At 44.5% G+C, this 18605-nt stretch carries 14 protein-coding genes and 3 tRNA genes; 11 read left to right on the forward strand and 6 right to left on the reverse strand.

What is annotated here, in order from left to right; genetic code table 11:
• Positions 1-92: 92 nt before the first annotated feature.
• Positions 93-1502, reverse strand: a complete 1410-nt coding sequence (gene gltX / locus AC0VYA_RS14775) for a glutamate--tRNA ligase (protein ID WP_011575683.1) — start codon at positions 1500-1502, stop codon at positions 93-95.
• 645 nt (positions 1503-2147) lie between these two features.
• Between gltX and AC0VYA_RS14780 the strand changes: the two genes are divergently transcribed.
• The 4 genes from AC0VYA_RS14780 to AC0VYA_RS14795 all read left to right on the forward strand — a co-directional run bounded on the left by AC0VYA_RS14780 (position 2148) and on the right by AC0VYA_RS14795 (position 4597).
• Positions 2148-2223: transfer RNA gene (locus tag AC0VYA_RS14780), tRNA-Val, on the forward strand.
• 171 nt (positions 2224-2394) lie between these two features.
• Positions 2395-2470 (forward strand) — tRNA-Val (locus AC0VYA_RS14785).
• A gap of 169 nt (positions 2471-2639) precedes the next feature.
• A tRNA-Val gene (locus AC0VYA_RS14790) sits at positions 2640-2715 on the forward strand.
• 265 nt (positions 2716-2980) lie between these two features.
• Entirely contained in the window at positions 2981-4597 is a 1617-nt protein-coding gene (locus AC0VYA_RS14795) for a response regulator (RefSeq protein WP_473475025.1), read from the forward strand.
• Positions 4598-4912: 315 nt separating this feature from the next.
• On the opposite strand, the gene kynU is transcribed toward AC0VYA_RS14795, so the two are convergent.
• The 3 genes from kynU to AC0VYA_RS14810 all read right to left on the reverse strand — a co-directional run bounded on the left by kynU (position 4913) and on the right by AC0VYA_RS14810 (position 8441).
• Positions 4913-6157, reverse strand: a complete 1245-nt coding sequence (gene kynU / locus AC0VYA_RS14800; RefSeq protein ID WP_473475026.1) for a kynureninase — start codon at positions 6155-6157, stop codon at positions 4913-4915.
• Positions 6157-7080, reverse strand: coding sequence for an alpha/beta hydrolase family protein (locus tag AC0VYA_RS14805; RefSeq protein WP_475488793.1), 924 nt, complete (start codon positions 7078-7080; stop codon positions 6157-6159). The genes kynU and AC0VYA_RS14805 overlap by 1 nt, the downstream gene beginning before the upstream one ends.
• 176 nt (positions 7081-7256) lie before the next feature.
• Positions 7257-8441, reverse strand: coding sequence for a thiolase family protein (locus AC0VYA_RS14810; RefSeq protein WP_475488794.1), 1185 nt, complete (start codon positions 8439-8441; stop codon positions 7257-7259).
• 279 nt (positions 8442-8720) lie between these two features.
• Between AC0VYA_RS14810 and AC0VYA_RS14815 the strand changes: the two genes are divergently transcribed.
• The 6 genes from AC0VYA_RS14815 (at position 8721) to AC0VYA_RS14840 (ending at position 15752) form a co-directional block, all read left to right on the forward strand.
• On the forward strand, positions 8721-9116 hold the full coding sequence (locus AC0VYA_RS14815; protein ID WP_011575688.1) for a MerR family transcriptional regulator: 396 nt from the start codon (positions 8721-8723) through the stop codon (positions 9114-9116).
• Entirely contained in the window at positions 9113-10282 is a 1170-nt protein-coding gene (locus AC0VYA_RS14820) for an isovaleryl-CoA dehydrogenase (RefSeq protein ID WP_006993598.1), read from the forward strand. Before AC0VYA_RS14815 ends, AC0VYA_RS14820 begins: the two co-directional genes overlap by 4 nt.
• A gap of 90 nt (positions 10283-10372) precedes the next feature.
• Positions 10373-11980, forward strand: coding sequence for a carboxyl transferase domain-containing protein (locus AC0VYA_RS14825; RefSeq protein WP_475488795.1), 1608 nt, complete (start codon positions 10373-10375; stop codon positions 11978-11980).
• Positions 11981-11992: 12 nt separating this feature from the next.
• Positions 11993-12814 carry an enoyl-CoA hydratase/isomerase family protein gene (locus tag AC0VYA_RS14830; protein WP_475488796.1) on the forward strand — a complete coding sequence of 274 codons (822 nt, stop codon included), beginning with the start codon at positions 11993-11995 and terminating at the stop codon, positions 12812-12814.
• A complete protein-coding gene (locus tag AC0VYA_RS14835; protein WP_475488797.1) occupies positions 12811-14838 on the forward strand; it encodes an acetyl/propionyl/methylcrotonyl-CoA carboxylase subunit alpha in 2028 nt (675 codons plus the stop codon). Before AC0VYA_RS14830 ends, AC0VYA_RS14835 begins: the two co-directional genes overlap by 4 nt.
• Positions 14835-15752, forward strand: coding sequence for a hydroxymethylglutaryl-CoA lyase (locus tag AC0VYA_RS14840; protein WP_475488798.1), 918 nt, complete (start codon positions 14835-14837; stop codon positions 15750-15752). The genes AC0VYA_RS14835 and AC0VYA_RS14840 overlap by 4 nt, the downstream gene beginning before the upstream one ends.
• Before the next feature lie 39 nt (positions 15753-15791).
• Here AC0VYA_RS14840 and AC0VYA_RS14845 read toward each other — a convergent pair whose 3' ends face one another.
• Together AC0VYA_RS14845 and AC0VYA_RS14850 are read right to left on the reverse strand one after the other, a co-directional pair.
• A complete protein-coding gene (locus AC0VYA_RS14845; protein WP_475488799.1) occupies positions 15792-16202 on the reverse strand; it encodes a hypothetical protein in 411 nt (136 codons plus the stop codon).
• Between the two features lie 146 nt (positions 16203-16348).
• Entirely contained in the window at positions 16349-16888 is a 540-nt protein-coding gene (locus AC0VYA_RS14850; protein WP_475488800.1) for an SRPBCC family protein, read from the reverse strand.
• 452 nt (positions 16889-17340) lie between these two features.
• Here AC0VYA_RS14850 and glgC point away from each other — a divergent pair, with 452 nt between their 5' ends.
• On the forward strand, positions 17341-18603 hold the full coding sequence (gene glgC, locus AC0VYA_RS14855; protein WP_475488801.1) for a glucose-1-phosphate adenylyltransferase: 1263 nt from the start codon (positions 17341-17343) through the stop codon (positions 18601-18603).
• Positions 18604-18605: the final 2 nt, after the last annotated feature.

Genomic DNA, 18605 nt, shown 5'->3' on the forward strand with positions numbered 1-18605 from the left:
AACTCGCTTTGACTTATTGGGTGTCATTCCCTGACAGCGGGCGCATTCTAGGCACCGCCCCCTTTTATGTCAACGACTTTTTTAAATTTTATCTATGATTGTTGTCTGTTTGCTATATATATGAGCGCTTTGTCTATACGTTGAGCAATTTGCTCAGGTTTTAGCAAATTCAATGTCACATCAAGTGAAGGCGAATTACCTGAACCGGTAGCGGCAACTCTCAATGGCATTCCAACTTTGCCCATACCTACCCCTAAAGTTTCCGCAGTTTTGTTAATCGCTTCATGGATGGTTTCAGCATTCCAAGTCGATAACGCCATTAAAGCAGCCTTAACCGCCTCAAGAGGCTCTTGCGCCACAGGGCGAAGATGCTTTTTAGCCGCCTTTTCATCAAAGTCTTCATACTCTTGATAAAAATAGCCACTGATCTCGGCCAACTCTTTCAACGTTTTTACGCGATCTGCTTGTACTTTAATGACTTCTTCTAGTGCAGGGCCGTTAGACACATCGATGCCTTGTTGCTCAAAGTGCCATTTTGCATAAGGTAACACCTCACTGACTGGTAGCTCCTTAATATAATGCTGATTTAACCAAATGAGTTTATCAGTATTAAAAGCTGAAGCTGATTGACCTATCGCATCTAAACTAAATAACTCGATCATCTCTTCTTTAGAGAAAATCTCTTGATCACCATAAGACCAACCTAAACGAACTAGATAGTTTAATAGTGCTTGCGGTAGAAAGCCGTCATCACGATATTGCATTACACTAACAGCACCATGACGCTTAGATAGTTTTTTGCCGTCATCACCTAATATCATAGATACATGGGCATATTCAGGTACTGGTGCCCCAAGTGCTTGTAAAATATTAATTTGGCGTGGGGTATTATTAATGTGGTCTTCACCGCGCACCACATGCGTAATCCCCATATCCCAATCATCAACCACAACGCAGAAGTTATAGGTCGGCGTTCCATCACTTCGTAATATAATGAGGTCATCTAGTTCACTGTTTGCAATTTCGATGTTTCCGCGAATATGATCTTTTACCAGCACTTTACCCTCTAACGGGTTTTTAAAGCGAATAACAAAAGGTTCGCCTTCTGGATGATCAGTACGGTCACGCCAAGTGCCTGGGTATCTTGGTTTTTCACCGTTCGCTTTTTGTTTTTCGCGGATTTCATCAAGCTCAGCACTGCTCATAAAACATTTATAAGCCTTACCTTCTTCAAGCATCTCATTAATGAGTGCTTTATATCGGTCGAACCGTTTTGTTTGATAATATGGGCCATCGTCCCATGTTAATCCTAACCACTCCATACCTTCCAAAATCGCATCGATGGCTTCCTGAGTAGAACGCTCTATATCCGTATCTTCAATTCGAAGTACAAATTTTCCACCTTGGCTTTTTGCATAAAGCCAAGAATAAAGTGCAGTACGTGCACCACCAACATGTAAAAAACCGGTAGGGCTTGGAGCAAAACGGGTAACCGCTGTCATGGTATAAATAATCCTATTACAAAAAATTGGCAGCATTTTACCAGTCAATGGCCCTTATAAGAAAGGTTAAACGAACAAAGGGCCCTGAAGAATTGAACATATATTGCTGTTTAATTTTACTTGCAGTGGTCTCAGCGCTTTCATTACTAATAAAACACTGGCTCTGGTCTTATCTAAACGGATGTTTTACATCCAGTTACCTAACGAACCAATTAATAAAAAATGACAAAATTGATAAAGCGTAGCCGATTTGCACTAGCGTAGTTAGTTTTGGGTGGGCTGCATAATACAATGCATTTCAAAGGTTAAATTTGACGTAAACGCCAATTAAAAGTTTTGTCACCTCATTCATAACCAATCAAAGAAAGCTGTTTTTTCTATTCCAGCGCATTTACTACCAATAAAACTGCACAATATTCACGCTATTCGGTTGTTTTTATAGCACTTGAACACTTTTTTAAATTTACAGTTGACACTCACAAACGCATACCTATAATAGCGCTCCACTTACAGAGGCAACTCTTTAAGTGAAACAAAAACGGTCGCTTAGCTCAGTTAGAAAAAGAGAAGAGCATCGCCACTCTCTGCAAGAAACGGTCGAGAGTCACTGGTTCAATTCGGTGTTAGTACAACGTTTCAATATACGGTCGCTTAGCTCAGTTGGGAGAGCATCGCCCTTACAAGGCGAGGGTCACTGGTTCAAGCCCAGTAGCGACCACCACTTTTCGACAAGAAACGGTCGAGGGTCACTGGTTCAAGCCAGTGTAGTATAACGTTTCACAAAAACGGGCGCTTAGCTCAGTTAGAAAAAGAGAAGAGCATCGCCACTCTCTACAAGAAACGGTCGAGAGTCACTGGTTCAAGTCGGTGTTAGTACAACGTTTCAATATACGGTCGCTTAGCTCAGTTGGGAGAGCATCGCCCTTACAAGGCGAGGGTCACTGGTTCAAGCCCAGTAGCGACCACCACTTTTCGACAAGAAACGGTCGAGGGTCACTGGTTCAAGCCAGTGAAGTACAACGTTTCAATATATGGTCGCTTAGCTCAGTTAGAAAAAGAGAAGAGCATCGCCACTCTCTACAAGAAACGGTCGAGGGTCACTGGTTCAAGCCAGTGAAGTACAACGTTTCACAAAACGGTCGCTTAGCTCAGTTGGGAGAGCATCGCCCTTACAAGGCGAGGGTCACTGGTTCAAGCCCAGTAGCGACCACCACTTCTTTAGTTATATCTCAATTTATACAAACCTCATTCTTTAAGTAACATAACTATATCTGCTATACCCAACGCCGCCCCTCACAAAAGCACAGGCGACGTGATTCAAGCCCAGTAGCGAAGACAAGCCTAGGTATCTCAATAGCGTTTCTTTTTTGGCTCGTTTGCATTCAAAACGTTTATTTTCTTCATTGATGCTTATTTGTACTTATAATTATGAGTGAAAGTACGATAACCTTTAATAATCAACCCTTTGAAATACATATATGAATCCACTGATCGCTAAAGAAACCAAAGTGCTGATCGTTGATGATCAGGTTCTCGCTAAAGGGTACATGAAGTATTCTTTGGAAGAGCTTGGTTTTAGCGATATCACCTATGTGGACAAGGTACACCTCGCTCTTAATAAAATCCGCCACCAGCGGTATGATCTCATCGTATGCTCATACAACTTAAAACATGAGCAAGATGGGTACTACTTTTACGATGAAATAAACCGAAACGGCGAGTTACCTCTGAGCACCGCATTCGTGTTTATCAGTGCTGATACCACAGCGGATCTAGTACAAAGTATTGTTGAATTACAACCTGACGATTTTCTCGCTAAGCCATTTACCGTGAAAGAGTTAGACCGACGCTTGTCGCGCATTCTGGGGCGTAAACGAGCTTTACAGAGTGTGTATTGGTGTATTGAAAAGAAACATTTCCCAAAGGCACTATCAGAAGTAGAAGTGTTTTTGAGTGAACCTAAAAACTCAGAGTTTTTTCCCTTGGCGTTGAAAATTAAAGGCGAAGTGTTGCAGCTATGCGGTCACTTTCCTCAAGCTAAAGCGTTCTACCAGGCGATTCTTAATGTTCAAACGTTTACTTGGGCTCAATTGGGCTTAGTAAAAACGTATTTACACTTGAATGAAGACGAAGCGGCAGAGAAGCTCGTACTTCGTCTCGCCTTTAAACCGGAATCACAATTGGCCGCATATGATTTACTAATGTCGTTGCAAATTAAGCAAGGTGATTTTGATACTGCTCTTGAATGCGTTTTAATGGCATCTGAAATATCCCCTAGAAATATAAGACGGCATAAAACCGCGTTGGATTTATCCAGAATTACCCACGATTATCATACGCAGCTTGAGGCAGCCAAAAAAATCGTTAAATTTGCTAAAAATTCTATTCACGACACGCCGGAGCACTACCTAAATGTCGCCCGCGCTAGTATTGATTACGCCATGACGGCTGATGAAGAGCAAACGAGTGCGCTGGTTAAGCAAGCAAATGAGTACATTCGCCAATCTCGCCAAGCATTCCCGAAGGCGGATATGCAAGACCAAATCAATGTAATCAACGCTCGACTCATGTATTTAGCGGATGAAAAAGATAACGCCAAAGCATTGCTTGAGCAACTAGACAACGACAACTGGGAGAATGAAACAATCGAAGCTTTGCTCGATAAAGCCAAAGCATTTCATGAGATAGGCATACACGAGCGTAGCCAAGAGATATTAAGTGAGATTATGCGCCGTTGTGATGAAAACGAGCAAGGTAATGAAATATTTCTTCACTATGTTGAACAAGAGCAAGAGGAAAAAAGTAGAATCAAGCAAAGCTCCAAAGAATTGAATAACCTAGCCGTCCAGCGTTTTCAAGAAGGTGATATCGACAGTGCATTGGGTACCTTCGCCGATGCCTTTACCATTATGCCTAAAACTCCCGCGATTGCGCTTAACTTACTGCAGGTGATGACTATAAAACGCTTACACACAGACGACAACTATCAAAAAACGATCCAGCGCTGCGTGCGCACGGTTGAAGCTGGCTCACTGAATGATGAGCAGGAAAATCGTTACATCAAAATACGTGAATTATTAGACGACATCGCCTAGGCCTTGTTGATATTAGCGGTACATTTGGGCAACAGTTTGTGACTAAATTGAGCATGATGGATGCTTATGAAACTGGTCGCTCTGTACAGAAATCATTCAACATGAAATAAATGACTAACAGCTGCTACCCAACCTTGGGCGTAAGTGAAACAATTTGCTCTTTATCTCAGTTCTTTGCATTGCCCATTAGGCCTTCGAGACTGTTTCGCGATCTAAAGTATTTCGATGTATTGACCAAAACTCGTTCAACAAAGTGACACTGCCCCTAATGTATTTTCGTATTAACGATTAAACCAGCGGATGATTTCACCTACGCTAAGTTACTTTATTTTGCTTGTTGTACTGTGCTTGAAGATAGACTTTTTGCTGAATAACCTGCGTGAGAATCTGCACGCTGGTCAGAATGTCTTGGTAGCGTAAATACAAAGGAGTAAAGCCGAACCGTAAAATATTCGGTGCTCTAAAATCGGCTATCACACCAAACTCGATTAATGCCTGACAAATCCCATGAGCGTGTTCATGTTTAAATGCCAATTGGCTGCCTCTGTCTTTCGTCGCTCGTGGCGATACGAGTACTAAATCAGATAGCGCCACCTCGGCTTCCACTAGCGCAATAAACAATTCACTTAACGCCTCTGATTTTTCACGTATTTGCTGCATCTTCACATCAGAAAATACCTCAAGTGCAGCATCTAATACACTCATAGATACCACATTTGGCGTACCACATAGATACTGAGTAATATTACCCGCTTGCTCATAACCCTGTGCAAAAGCAAAAGGTTGCTTATGCCCCATCCATCCTTTCAGCGGCTGAGATACCTGAGCTTGAAGGCGTTTGGCTACGTAAACAAATGCCGGTGCGCCAGGCCCACCGTTAAAGTATTTATAACCGCACCCCACAGCAAAATCTACGTCACATTCATCAAGCGCGATAGGCAACGCTCCCGCGCTATGAGCGAGATCCCATATCACTAAAATTCCTTGCTCATGCGCTAAGTGCGTTATGCGCTGCATATCCAGCAAGCGACCAGTGCGAAAATCAACCTGAGTCAGCATTAAAACTGCCACTTCAGAAGTAAGAGCTTCTTCTAGCGTGTCTTCCTCAATCGTTTTAAGATAACAATGACTTTCGCCCAACAGTGATGTAAGCCCTTCAACCATGTATAAGTCAGTGGGAAAATTCCCCGTTAAAGACAATACCTGAGAGCGATTTTTTTGCAGCGTCACCGCACTGGCAAGTACTTTGAACAAATTGATAGAGGTAGAATCACAGCAAATCACCTGCTCTGGTGCTGCGCCAATGAGTGGCGCAATTTTTTCACCTACGGTTGTCGGCAGGTCAATCCACGAATGTGTGTTCCAACTGGTAATGAGATCGTTGGCCCACTGATGCTCTAACACCTCTTTACCACGCAGCGCTGCAGCAGTTGGCATGGCTCCTAGAGAGTTGCCATCTAAATAAACAGTATCAGCAGGAAGCGTAAACGCTTCACGCTTTTCAGCCAAAGGGTCTATCAAATCCCATTGTGCTATTTGCTCTTCACTGATGTTTTCCATTATTCACTGACCCGTTGTTTTAACGCTGATAAAAAAACTTGATACGCATTTGTCTGAGGATGGATCCAATCAAAGTGCCCTGCCCCCTTTACAATTTGATATTCAAAATCACTCTTCAGTGCTTGGCTCTGCTCGACTATTTCATCAGCACTGCCTTGCAATAAGAGTGAATGCTCTTTTAGCGCGTAATGATCGGGCGAGCCTGAAGCGTAAGCTTCTGGCTTTTGCTCAGCACCGCCACCAAAAAAAGCAGGCGTAGCAGTTTGACAACTGTTATTACCTTGTGAATAACGAACCACATCAACAATAGCAGCTAAACCGATGACGCCTAGCAACTTGGCCCCGCCTTTAAAAACCTGTCGTTCTGGGGCGCTGGCCAATAACGCCAAATGTCCGCCTGCTGAATGCCCGACCAAAATCACCTTGTTTAAGTCAATCGGATAATCCTTAAAGGTTTGCACGAAACTCACTCCTTTTAAGACGTCATTCAAGCTACCAGGCCAACCGCCGCCATCATCGCCTGTGCGGCGATACTCTACAGACCAAACCGCGTATCCCTCTTTTGTCAACGCTTGGCTATACGCCTCGCTATGATCAACGCTGAAAGCGTTAAGCCAACAGCCACCGTGAACAAAAACGACTAATGGTGCAGTATCTTCAATCTCTTTACCCCGCACATTTTCCGGCAGATACAATTGTCCATACTGTAATACATCACTGCCATATGCGATTTTTTCACTGGCATTGGGCGCTACATCTAACGCCATCACTTGCGCAAAGCTTACATTTTGCAAAGTGGTAGTCTTTAAGACCTCAGCATTTTTTAGTACCTGCTCTTGCTCTGTTGTGTGCTTCGGTAAACTTGAGGTACAAGCGACCACAAAAAATACGAATAGCGGGAAAAGGCTGTACGAAATTCTCATTATCTCTCTATAGCATTTATGCGTAGTTATCTTATCGAATGGCAGAAGTAGAACAGATGCAGGTAAAAATTTGAAGCGTTGAGGAACAACTAAAAGAATGTCGGCAATGACAGAGGGAAGATGCTGGTAGCGCGATTACACCACCAGCGTATATATGAGGTAAAAAAAGCGCGATATTAAACTAGCATTTCAAACGCTATCGCGGTCGCTTCACCACCGCCGATACAAATAGCAGCTACGCCTTTTTTCAGGCTACGCTGCTTAAGTGTATGCAGTAAAGTCACGATAATACGCGCGCCTGAGGCCCCAATCGGGTGACCAAGAGCACATGCTCCACCTTTCACGTTTACTTTAGCGGGATCTAGACCAAGTTTACGCATACCCAACATAGTGACCATGGCAAAGGCTTCGTTGATCTCAAATAAGTCTACATCTTCTTTTGACCAACCCGTTTTCGCGAACAGTTTTTCCATCGCACCAACAGGTGCCACTGTGAAATTCTCGGGCTCAATAGCATTTGAGCTATGTCCAACAATACGTGCTAACGGTGTGTACCCTTTTGCTTTTGCTTCTTCTTCGCCCATGACCAACAACGCAGCAGCTCCATCTGAAATAGAGCTAGAATTCGCCGCCGTTACCGTACCGTCTTTCGTGAATGCGGGGCGCAAAGAAGGGATCTTCTCAGGGCGAGCGTTTCCTGGCCCTTCATCGTTTTCAATGACGACCTCACCTTTGCGAGAAGTGATTTTCACCGGTGTAATTTCGTCTTTAAACAACCCATTAGCTATCGCGTCACTGGCCTTAGTTAGCGAGCCTAATGCGAACTCATCCATTTGCTCTCGAGTCACGTGCTCTTCGTCAGCTTTAGACTGAGCAAAGCAGCCCATCGCTTTACCGTCATAGGCGTTTTCCAAACCGTCCAGCATCATATGATCCAAAATATGTCCATGCCCCATGCGATACCCCTGCCTCGCTTTGGGTAAGATATACGGCGCATTGGACATACTCTCCATACCACCCGCCACAAGCGTCTTAGCACTACCAGACTTAATCAAATCATGGGCAAGCATCACTGCCTTCATACCTGAACCGCACACCTTATTTAACGTTATCGCATCAGTACCAAGTGGCAAACCCGCTTTTATACTCGCTTGGCGAGCCGGCGCTTGCCCTAATCCAGCAGGTAAAACACAGCCCATAATGACTTCATCAACAACAGGTGCATCATCACCCGCATCTATTAATGCTGCTGTAATCGCATTTGCACCTAGCTCGCAGGCACTCAGTGCTGACAAGCCCCCCATAAACCCACCCATTGGTGTACGTTTAGCACTAACAATCACTACTGAACTGTTACTCATTAATTTACCCCTTATATTTTTGGTACAACCGTATCACTTCAAGACGCTAATAATTAAACAATTAATAAATATATAATAAACATTATATTAATGAAAAATACCTATTTATACATCTTCGCGCGTCCGTAGAATATTTTTCATACTTCGATGTTGACGAATTGTAACTCATACTTTACCTTTACGTTAAGTTACTCTTTACGTAAACGTAAAGCAAATATCCATTATTAAACAGAATAAGTAATTGCTGGATAACACATCAATTTGTCACAAGGCTGTTCCATGACTGAAAAATTTTACACCATTGGCGAGTTAGCAAAAGAGCTAGATATCACCTCCCGCTCTATCCGTTTCTACGAAGAGTCAGGGCTACTGAACCCCACCCGTAATGGTCAAAACCGAGTGTACAAGAAAAAAGACAAGGTTCGGCTTAAGCTAATTTTACGCGGCAAACGTTTAGGTTTTTCATTAGCTGAAACTAAAACATTGTTTGATTTATATGACAGCAATCAGAACTCAGAAGCCCAGTTAGAAGCCATGTTGCTGATGACAGAACAAAAACGCGCTGTAATGGATCAGCAACTAGAAGACATTAAAGCCTTAATGATGGAATTAGACGAAGTCGAAGCCCGTTGTAAGGACGAACTCACCACGATTAAGCGAGGACAAATCGCATGAATGCTCCATATCCAACACTGAACTTCGGCCTAGGTGAAGACATCGATATGTTACGTGACCACGTTTATAACTTTGCTCAAGGGGAAATCGCTCCTTTGGCTGAAAAGTCTGACATCGACAACAGTTTCCCTAACCAGTTATGGCCAAAATTAGGCGAAATGGGACTGCTAGGTGTGACCGTGGCTGAACAATATGGTGGTTCCAACATGGGATATCTAGCCCATGTTGTCGCCATGGAAGAGGTCAGCCGAGCATCCGCAGGAATAGGCTTGAGCTATGGCGCTCATTCCAATTTGTGCGTCAATCAAATTCATAAAAATGGCTCAGATGCACAAAAAGAAAAATACCTACCTAAGCTTGTCAGCGGCGAGCATATAGGTGCATTAGCAATGAGTGAGCCTAATGCTGGCTCAGATGTGGTAAGCATGAAATTGCGGGCCGATAAAAAAGGTGACCATTACGTGCTTAACGGCAATAAAATGTGGATCACAAATGGCCCTGACGCTGACACTTACGTGATTTACGCCAAAACCGATATAAGTGCAGGTTCAAAAGGCATGAGTGCTTTCATCGTTGAACGGGGCACGCCAGGTTTCAGCCAAGCACAGAAGCTTGATAAGCTTGGTATGCGCTCATCCAATACCTGCGAACTTGTATTTGAAGATTGCCCAGTACCAGCCGAGAATTTAATTCGCAATGAAGGCGATGGTGCACGTGTTCTGATGAGTGGCCTTGATTATGAACGCCTCGTTCTCTCAGGTGGCCCTCTTGGCATTATGCAAGCCTGTATGGACTTAGTCGTACCTTACATTCATGACCGCAAGCAGTTCGGTCAATCTATCGGCGAGTTCCAACTAGTTCAGGGTAAAGTTGCTGATATGTATACCCAAATGAACGCAGCGAGAGCTTATGTTTATACAGTAGCTCGCGCTTGTGATCGCGGCGAAACCACGCGTAAAGATGCCGCTGCAGTCATACTGTATTCTGCCGAACTGGCGACTAAAATGGCCCTCGATGCCATCCAATTACTTGGTGGCAATGGGTATATCAATGAGTTTCCTGCCGGTCGTTTATTAAGAGATGCAAAACTATACGAAATTGGAGCCGGTACCTCCGAAATCCGCCGCATGTTGATTGGCCGAGAGCTATTTAAAGAGTCAGCGTAAAGCGGAGTTTCACGTCAAAAAACGAACCCTAACTATCACACATCCATCGCGCCATCGTTGATTCGGTGGCCATTAAATTGGAGCAATAACGTGCCCCGAATTATCAGTAAAATAAACGCCAAAGCCCAAGAGTTTGCCGACAATGCAGCGCACATGCAGGGGCAAATTGATGATTTAAATAACAAGATAGCTTTGATAAAACAGGGAGGCGGCGATAAAGCCAATAAACGCCATACCGATCGCGGTAAATTACTGCCTCGCGACCGAATCAATGCGCTACTCGATGCAGGCTCCCCTTTTCTAGAGATATCGCAACTGGCTGCATGGGAAGTCTATGAAGACTATGTGCCCAGCGCAGGTGTCATTGCAGGGATAGGCCGAGTATCTGGCATCGAATGCATGATTGTCGCGAACGACGCGACGGTCAAAGGCGGTACTTATTACCCGTTAACGGTGAAAAAGCACTTACGTGCGCAAACCATAGCTCAGCAGAACAATTTGCCCTGTATCTACCTAGTAGACTCAGGCGGCGCTAACTTACCTCGCCAAGACGAAGTCTTTCCCGACCGTGAACATTTCGGGCGTATTTTCTTCAACCAAGCGAACATGTCGGCGCAAAATATTCCGCAAATAGCTGTGGTCATGGGAAGTTGCACCGCAGGCGGTGCTTACGTACCAGCGATGGCAGACGAGTCCATTATCGTCAAAAACCAAGGCACTATATTTCTTGGTGGCCCCCCTTTAGTTAAAGCGGCAACCGGCGAAGTGGTCACCGCACAAGAGTTAGGTGGCGGTGACGTGCACTGCAGAACATCTGGTGTGGTGGACCATTTGGCCAATAACGATCAGCACGCTTTGCACATAGCCAGAAACGCTATTACACGCTTAAACCGAACAAAACCAATAGCATTAGACGTTAAGCCCAGCGTTGAACCTGCATACCCCAAAGAAGACATCTACGGCATTATACCTAAGGATGCACGCCAGCCTTATGACGTGCGCGAAGTCATTGCTCGCGTAGTTGATGGCTCTGAATTTGATGAATTTAAGGCTCTTTATGGTAATACTTTAATTTGCGGTTTTGCACGCATCTTCGGCTATCCAGTAGGTATTATCGCCAACAATGGCATTTTATTTAGTGAATCAGCTCAAAAAGGAGCGCACTTCATTGAGCTATGTGCCCAACGTAAAATCCCCTTAGTGTTTTTACAAAATATCACTGGCTTCATGGTCGGCAAACAATACGAGGCCGGTGGCATTGCTAAGCATGGTGCAAAAATGGTCACCGCGGTCGCCTGCGCTAAGGTCCCTAAATTCACAGTACTCATTGGTGGTAGCTTTGGTGCCGGTAATTACGGTATGTGTGGTCGGGCGTATGACCCGCGCTTTATGTTCATGTGGCCAAATGCACGTATTTCGGTAATGGGTGGTGAACAAGCCGCCGGCGTGTTATCGCAAGTTAAACGCGAACAGCGGGAGCGCATCGGTGAAACTTGGAGCCAAGAGGAAGAGTTGCAGTTTAAACAACCCATAGTCGATACCTACGAGCATCAAGGGCACCCTTATTATGCATCAGCCCGTCTTTGGGATGATGGCGTGATAGACCCCGCCGACACACGCATGGTGTTGGGCCTGTGCATTTCAGCTAGCTTAAATAAACCCATTGAGGACACCCAATTTGGGGTGTTCAGAATGTAAGGTGCATTGAATATGGATCCTAACATGAGCCAAACTAATTCCCCCTCTTCAGCGCATGTGCTTTGCGACATTGATGAGCGTGGTGTTGCCACTGTCACCCTTAATCGCCCTGAAGTGCACAATGCATTTGACGATGTTCTCATAGCAGCTCTAACCGAGACATTCAGCCGGTTAGACTCTGATAATACTGTAAGGGCTGTCGTTCTCGCATCGACTGGCAAGAGCTTCTGCGCTGGGGCAGACCTAAACTGGATGAAGCGCATGGCAAGCTATTCATATGAGCAAAACCTCAATGATGCAAATGCATTGGCAACCATGCTGCATACCTTAAATACGCTATCAAAACCGACCATAACCCGGGTGCAAGGTGCTGCCTTTGGCGGGGCTATAGGCTTAATTGCCTGCTGCGATATGGCTGTGGGCAGTAAACTGAGCAAGTTTTGCCTAAGCGAAGTCAAGCTTGGTTTAATACCCGCCACTATTAGCCCATATGTTATTCAAGCTATTGGCGAGCGAAACGCTAGGCGTTATTTCACGACCGCTGAAGTATTTTCATCACGTAGAGCAAGACGCATTGGACTACTCAGTGAAAGCGTGACCGAAGAAGAGCTAGATAGCACGATTGAATCCCTCCTGGAGCATATTCTGAAGAATGGTCCGCATGCGGTTTCTGCAGCCAAACAATTGATAACAGACGTAGCAAATCGCGTCCCTGATACAGCGCTTAGAAACATGACAAGCGAACGCATAGCCAATACCCGGGTATCATCTGAAGGCCAAGAAGGCCTCGGTGCTTTCTTACAAAAACGTCGACCTAATTGGTATATCTCATGATTAAAAAACTTCTAATTGCCAACCGTGGCGAAATTTGCTGCCGCATTATCAACACGGCCAAACGTATGGGTATCCAAACCGTTGCGCTTTATTCTGATGCTGATAAGAACGCGTTGCATGTAAAAATGGCCGACGAAGCGATACATATTGGCCCTTCACCATCTAACCAAAGTTATTTAAAAGTGGATAAGGTCCTTGCTGCCGCTAAAGCAACCGGCGCGGATGCTATCCACCCTGGTTATGGGTTTCTATCTGAAAACGCTGAATTTGCCAAAGCCTGTGCAGATAACAATATTATCTTTGTGGGCCCACCTGTTGAAGCAATTGACGCAATGGGTTCAAAATCTGCTGCTAAACACATTATGCAGCAGGCCAATGTGCCCTTAGTGCCAGGGTACCACGGCGACGATCAGTCACCGGCGCTGATAAAAAAACACGCCGATGACATGGGCTATCCCGTATTACTCAAAGCAGCTGCCGGTGGTGGCGGTAAAGGAATGCGCCAAGTTTGGAGCGAAGATGAATTTGATGACGCATTAGCCGCAGCTAAACGTGAAGCGATGTCGAGTTTTAATGACGACATAATGTTAGTTGAAAAGTACTTAACCCAACCGCGTCACGTTGAAGTACAAGTATTTTGCGATCACCATGGAAATGGTGTGCATATATTTGAGCGTGACTGTTCAGTGCAAAGACGTCATCAAAAAGTCGTTGAAGAAGCCCCCGCCTTTAAGATGCCCCCTGAACTACGTGCAGCTATGGGCGATGCGGCGTTAAAGGCCGCCCAGACCATTAACTATGTAGGTGCAGGTACTGTCGAGTTTCTGCTCGATACGGATGGCAGCTTCTACTTTATGGAAATGAATACTCGCTTGCAGGTGGAACACCCGGTCAGTGAGATGATTTCAGGGCAGGATTTGGTGGAATGGCAACTGCGGGTCGCCGCCAATGAAACCTTGCCCAAAACACAAGACGAATTACATATTAATGGGCATGCATTTGAGGCACGAATCTACGCCGAGGATCCAGATAATGAATTCCTGCCTGCCACAGGTACACTTCATCTATTAGAAACACCGCAAGAATCAGAACATGTACGCATTGATAGCGGTGTGGTTCAGAGTGATGAGGTATCGGTTTATTATGATCCCATGATCGCTAAGTTGATTGTGTGGGATACAGATCGAGAACGTGCTTTAGCACGTTTAAGTCAGTCTTTGGCTGAATATCGTATTGATGGTGTGATAACAAATATTCCATTCCTGCGCAGCCTTATTGACACCCAAGCGTTTAAAGATGAAGAGATCGATACCCGTTTTATCGAAACTCACCACGATGAGATTTTTAACAAAGATAAGCAAACCCATGAGCATCAAATACTGAATTTGGCCATGTACTTATCATTAAATGAACAAGCTATCACCTCCCCTAGTAATCAAGATAATCAGTCTCCATGGGGATCCGTAAGTGATTGGCGAGCAAACGAACGTTATCAAAGCCGCTACTGCATCCAGACGCATGGTGAGGCTTATGAAACTGTGGTTGAACGGATAAAAAGTGACAACCAAGCTCCCCACCAACAGGGTACATTTATTGTTAAATTAGGGGAGCAAACTTATCAGTGCGAGGGGCAATTAGCAGGTAATCGATTGCTGGCAACTGTTAATGGGCATAGTGAAAGCGTCACCGTCAATAAAATTGACCATGACTACGCGCTCTTTCATGCCAATGGCATGACTAAATTTAGCCATATTCAGAAAGACTTAGGTGTTGCTGATGAAAACGACCAGCACGGTGCTTTCGTAGCACCAATGAACGGCACAGTAGTGACCCTTTTAGTTGAGCCAAAGCAAAGTGTTAAAAAAGGTCAAACCTTAATGATAATGGAAGCCATGAAAATGGAACATGCCATTAAAGCGACACAAAATGGTCATGTGCAGGAATTCTACTATCAGGCTGGCGAATTAGTCGATGGCGGCGCAGCCTTATTAGACTTTATAGCTGATGAGGAGCCTTTATCATGATGAGTGCTTTACCAAGTAAAGTAAAAATAGTTGAAGTGGGCCCTCGAGATGGCCTGCAAAATGAGAAAACAAATATTGATTTAGCCACTAAGGTATCTTTGATTGAGGCGCTTGCTAAATCAGGCTTAAGCATGATTGAAACAGGCAGTTTTGTATCACCTAAGTGGGTGCCACAAATGGCTGACTCAGCCCAAGTCTTTGCTGCAATAAATCGCCAAAACACCGTAATTTACAGTGCATTAACGCCTAATCTAACAGGATTTGAAGCCGCGGTAGCAGCAGGCGCTGATGAAGTCGCTATTTTTGGTTCTGCTTCTGAATCCTTTTCACAAAAAAATATAAACTGCTCAATTGCTGAGAGTCTAGCGCGTTTTGAACCGGTTATTGCTGCGGCGAAAGCTAAAAATATAAAAGTACGTGGTTATGTGTCGTGCGTTCTGGGATGCCCCTACGAAGGAGAGATAGCGCCTGCCAATGTGGCCAGTGTGGCTAAAACCTTGTTCGAGATGGGCTGCTATGAAATTTCGTTAGGCGACACGATAGGCGTAGGCACTCCTATAGCCACACAGAAAATGCTCAATGCCGTATTAGATGTGGTCCCCCTCTGCGCTGTTGCGGTGCATTTTCACGATACCTACGGTCAAGCTTTAGCGAATATTTTGGTGGCGTTACAATTGGGGATCAACGTAGTTGATAGCGCGGTAGCCGGCCTAGGCGGATGCCCCTATGCCAAGGGTGCATCAGGTAATGTAGCCACTGAAGACGTGGTTTACATGTTACATGGAATGGGCATTGCCACAGGTATTGATTTATCGATGTTAGCCAAGGCAGGACAAGACGTGTGTACGAAGTTAGGCATAAACTCTGTATCAAAAGTGGCAAACGTTTACGCCAATAAAGCCCTAACTCAGTAACCTCCCCCTTGCCGAGACGTAACCATACCAGCGGATCGCTCAGGGCGAAGCGTGGATGATCTGCTGTATTAACCACCATTTTGCTTGCTCTTTATTCGGAAAGAAACGATAACGCTCGCCAGCGTCGTCATAGATTAACCCAAGGTGGCGTTTTGAAAACTCTGGCGTTGCAGAGTGCTCGATAATCAAAGCGGATGCCACTCGCCCCAACGTTTTTTGTTCACGAATTGCTTTTGACATAAAGGCAGCAGCGTCTGGTACATAAATCGGATCGCCTCTAAGTACAACCAAAGCCCCCCATGGGCCAACACATAATTGCTTCAGTAAAGGCGCCACCTCTAATTCAGCCTCGACCACAGATTCTAAATTCCATGGACCACAGCCCTCAACGAGCAATATGTTTTCTTCTATATCAAGTTCAATACTGCCATGGGTTGGAAATCGACTCATATACTTCCTTAAATCAATACCTTATTGAACAGTTCAACGTTAAAAGCGCGCACATTAACCTGCGATGGCGTTGAAAGCCATTTACACGTTTTACGAGCCAAAGAAAACCTATCGCTCGGCAAAATGTCACCGGTAAGTCGGTGCGCTCACCGCGTTTGTTGAAACTCAGCCTCTGCAATAACTTTAAGGTTTTCTAAGCCCATTTGTAGGTCTTCACCGATCATTCGGTCCATAAAAAACGCCACATAGTGTAACAACGGATTAGCCCCAACGTCGCCATAATCGTGCCAAATAACGACCGTTTCTCCCTCTTTATCTCGCAAGGTTAGCTCACCGGTTGAGCCAACTCCCATATCAGGAAAAACAAGGGTATATATGAATCGCTGGTTTTCTTCTATGGCCACAATCTCCATTTCGCCATTACCTTGGCTTTCACTTTGCCAAGTAGATTTCATACCAACTGAGGAATCAGGGCCTGCGTAAGCCACTTGCATATCAGGGTCGCGTTCAAACCACACTCCCCAATGCTGCCACTTCTTTAAATCTTTCACATGTTTAAAAATAATATCTGCAGGAGCTTCAATTCTGATGGTTCTAACCACTTTAAATTCGGATGGTAACAACCATCCGACCACCACAAAAAACAACAGTATTGCAGCGATCCCAATTGCCATTTTTTTCAACATGCTCTTTCCCCTTCACTCACTGGCGGCTTTTATAACATTTTTTTAACTTTTCCATTAATTGCGACTACATACTGTACATAAAACAATCAAAAAATCTATGCAAATCAGAAATATGCCATAGGTTTGCATTGTGAAGCGAGAAGAAAAGCAACCTGTTTGGCGAAAATTAGATCATGCTTCCATCGCTATATAACTGCACCAATAGTGGAGTTTTAACCCTGTTCCTAAAACAGAGTGTTCTTTTATTGTACAGATTCAGTTTTTAACGGCTTCAAACGTTACTAATATGTAAAAAGACATAATAAATCAGCTGGAAGCAAATTGAATTTCAAGCGAGCCCGTGACACACTGAAGTTCACAGTATCTGATGACGTACACTTTACGCTCCGTGATTCTGTGTTTCCTGCGAAACGAGAACGTCTAAAAATCAAATAAGAATGGAGTCAAGTGTTATGCCCAATCCAAGCCCACGTTATATTAGCAACCTGACCCGAGATACCTACGCCCTGATTTTAGCTGGCGGAAGAGGCTCCCGACTACACGAACTGACCGACTGGCGGGCTAAACCCGCTTTATATTTTGGAGGAAAATTTAGAATAATCGACTTTCCACTATCTAACTGCATTAATTCCGGTATTAAACGCATAGGGGTGGTAACCCAATATAAATCTCATTCATTGATCCGACACCTTGTCAGGGGTTGGGGACATTTTAGAAAAGAACTAGGTGAATCAGTTGAGATACTACCTGCTTCTCAACGCTCTTCAGGCAATTGGTATGAAGGAACTGCCGATGCGGTATTCCAAAATATCGATATTATTCGCGATGAAATTCCTAAATACGTGATGATTTTATCCGGTGACCACATATACAGCATGGATTATGCGAACATTCTTGCTCATCATGTGGAATCTGGCGCGAAAATGACTGTCAGTTGTATGCCTGTATCTATAGAAGAAGCTGCTGGTGCATTTGGGGTCATGTCTGTAGACGAAGATTATCGTATTCTTGGATTTGAAGAAAAACCTGAGAATCCGACTCCTTTGCCTAACGACCCTACCCGTTGTCTTGCCTCTATGGGTAATTACGTTTTCGACACTGAGTTTTTGTTTGAGCATTTAAAACATGATGCGCAAAACGAAGGCTCAGAGCGTGACTTTGGTAAAGATATCATTCCGTCGATTATTAAGGATCACCCGGTATTCGCTTATCCATTTTCAAACGACGATGGTGAAGTCTCTTACTGGCGTGATGTGGGTACATTAGACTCATTTTGGTTGGCCAACATGGAATTGGTATCGCCCAAACCTCCCCTTAATCTTTACGATAAAAAGTGGCCTATTTGGACGTATCAAGAACAGTTGCCCCCCGCTAAGTTTGTCTGGGAAGAATACAACCGCTGCGGCGCGGCCATTGATTCCGTGGTCAGTGGTGGTTGCATAATATCTGGGGCAACCGTGCGCAAGAGTTTGTGCTTTTCTAATGTCCATGTTCACTCCTACAGTGAAATTGAAGAGTCAGTACTGTTACCGGATGTAGAAATAAAGCGAAATTGTAAAATCAAGAAAGCAATTATCGATCGTGGTTGTATCGTGCCTGAAGGCACTGTCATTGGTCATAACCATGATGAAGACCGAGCAAGGGGCTTCAGAGTCACAAACAAGGGTGTTGTGTTAGTTACCCGAGAAATGTTAGGTCTGAAAGTCGGAATATGATG

The sequence above is a fragment of the Paraglaciecola sp. QJM3NY_14 genome, from assembly GCF_056173245.1.